Here is a 2,558-nt window from a genome sequence, read left to right on the forward strand (position 1 = left end):
ACTAAAAGCAGGTTTCATAAGCATGACTAAAAGCAGGTTTCATAAGCATGAAGGTTAGTTCTCTTCTAGTAACAAGCTTGATATCAGTTGTAGCATCGAATCAAGCTTATGCAAATGTAGGTAGTACAGCACTGCCTGCTCTTAAAACAGGCAATTGGGATGATTTGAAATTCAATTGGACAACGCCGACAAGCGGGACAGATTTCACTGGAACACCTGTCGGGAATGGTTACTTCGGCGCGAAAGTGTCAGGAGGCGTTGCTACCGAAATTCTTCAACTTAGCGACAAAACGTTTCATTCCGGCGAACCTTTCAAAAATTATAATCCAAGTCGCAAAACAGCTCTGAATAATGCAAGAAGCCTACTTGCAGAAGCGGATACGGCAACGTCAGTCACGTATCGCGAGGAAAAATTGAAGTTAGCTGAGACGGCAGCAAAAGGGATGTGGGGGCCAATTCCCACCTATTATGCTAATTTTCAGCCAATTGGAAAAATTGCGCTGGATGTCCCAAACACGGCAGGATATACCGATTATAATCGAGAGCTTCATCTGGATAAGGCAATCGTAACAACGAAGTATAAAGTGGGAAACATAACGTATACGCGTGAAGTATTTGCAAGTTACCCGGACCGCATTATGGTCATACGAATGACCAATGACGGGGTCCAACCGATGAGTATGACGGCCAAGATGATGCTGCCGGCAGAGATGAATACTCACGGAACGGTATCTTCTTCGGGTAATGAGATCCAGATGACAGGCACAGCTCCTTACGATGACTATGTAAGTCAGTGGGAGAATGGGAGAGGCATGACGTATGATGCTCGCCTTCGCGCCAGAACGACAGGAGGAACGATAACAGCAGTCGGAGGGAATTTGAACATCTCAGGTGCTACAGTCATCGAACTTCTGTATGCCGATGTGACAAGTTACAAGGATCCGTTTACCAATCCGAATCCAAGCCAAGGCGGCATACATCCTGCTCCAATTGTAACGGGGATTATGAACACGGCGTTTGCCAAAACCTATAGTCAGCTCCTAAGTGCCCACCAGAATGACTATCGGAGCTTGTTTCGCAGGTTATGGACGGAAGTTAACGGCAATTCAGGCGCTTCGAGACCTTATACGCTTTCCTACCAGTACGCCCGTTATGTTTCAATTGCTGCTTCCAGGGCGAACACATACGACCGTCCTCAAAACGGGAATGGGATGTGGCATTACGCTTGGAAACCTCAATTTAGCGGGGCGCATTGGTTTAATGAGAGCTTAGAAAGAGCTTATGAGTTAATTCAGACGGGGAATCTATCTGAAAATGGCGATCCTCTCTGGAAGTATATTAAAAATTTAGCTGTMAACGGRGMAAAAACCGCACAATCCGATTTCGGCTTYGAYGGGTGGGTGGTRCCTCATGCATCCGATGTATGGGCAAAAACWGCGCTTGGYGCMAATGATAATGAATGGGCGATYTRSCCAACKGGYGGCATGTGGCTCATGTATAATATGTATGATCATTATCGGTTCACGAAAGACAAGACCTTTCTTCGGGATAAGGCTTTCTCTCTTATGAAGGGTTCTGCAGAATTTGCATTGGATTATCTCGTTACCAATAAGGACGGCTATCTCGTGACATCGCCTTCCACTTCTCCCGAGACGAAGTATGTATTGTCGGATGGAAAAGCCATTGCAGTCAGCCAAGGTTCGACGATCGATATGACGTTAATTCGAGAGTTGTTTGAAAATGTGCTGGAAGCGGGAGGTATATTGGAAGCAGATTCTCCTGCGGATGTTGATTTGTTAAATCGCATTCGAATGGCGTTACCGAAGTTGCTGCCTTATCAAATTGGAAATAGCGGTCAATTAAAGGAATGGAATAATGACTATCCGAACGTAGATCCAAGTCATCGTCATGCTTCTCAACTCATTGGCGTCGGTTTTCTTGACCAAATCACGAAGAGAGGCACGCCTGATTTATTTCAAGCAGCTAAGGTGTCGCTAACCATGCGTGGATCGGGCGGATATCTTCCTGATCCTGCTTTCATGTGGGCGCGCCTTAACGATGGGAATAAAGCGGTCACGCTTGCAGATGTTTATCCAACAGGTGCAACGAAGCACGAATATCCACCGAGGAGCGCGTATTATCCAGAATTGTTTGTGCAAAGCCACACTGGTGAAATTGAACTTCTCCCTTCGCTGCCTACAGCCTGGACGAGTGGCGAAATTACAGGCGTGAAAGCGAGAGGCGGGTACGAACTCAGCATCAAATGGGCAAACGGGCAGCTTGTATCCGCTCAAATCGATTCCCCGAGCGGTACAGTTCCTGTGATCCGGTACGGCAATCAACTTCTGAATCCGTTTGCGGATTCGCGGATTACATTCGTGCGTGGAAATACACAAACAGCATTCAATCAAATTGAAGCAGAGAACTACGACAGCCAATCAGGCGTCCAGCTTGAGAGCGCCTCTGACAAAGGCACGGGATATGATCTAACATCGATTGACAATAATGACTATACCGTCTATAACAATGTTGATTTTGGAAGTGGCGCAGCTTCATTC

Annotated in this window: 1 protein-coding gene; it reads left to right on the forward strand. The window is 46.5% G+C overall.

From position 1 onward, the window contains the following. Positions 1–47 precede the first annotated feature (47 nt). On the forward strand, positions 48–2,558 hold a 2,511-nt coding region (locus tag AC1DUA_RS33380), incomplete at its 3' end, for a glycosyl hydrolase family 95 catalytic domain-containing protein (protein WP_477503825.1).

Source organism: Paenibacillus sp. 01T422, assembly GCF_056398785.1.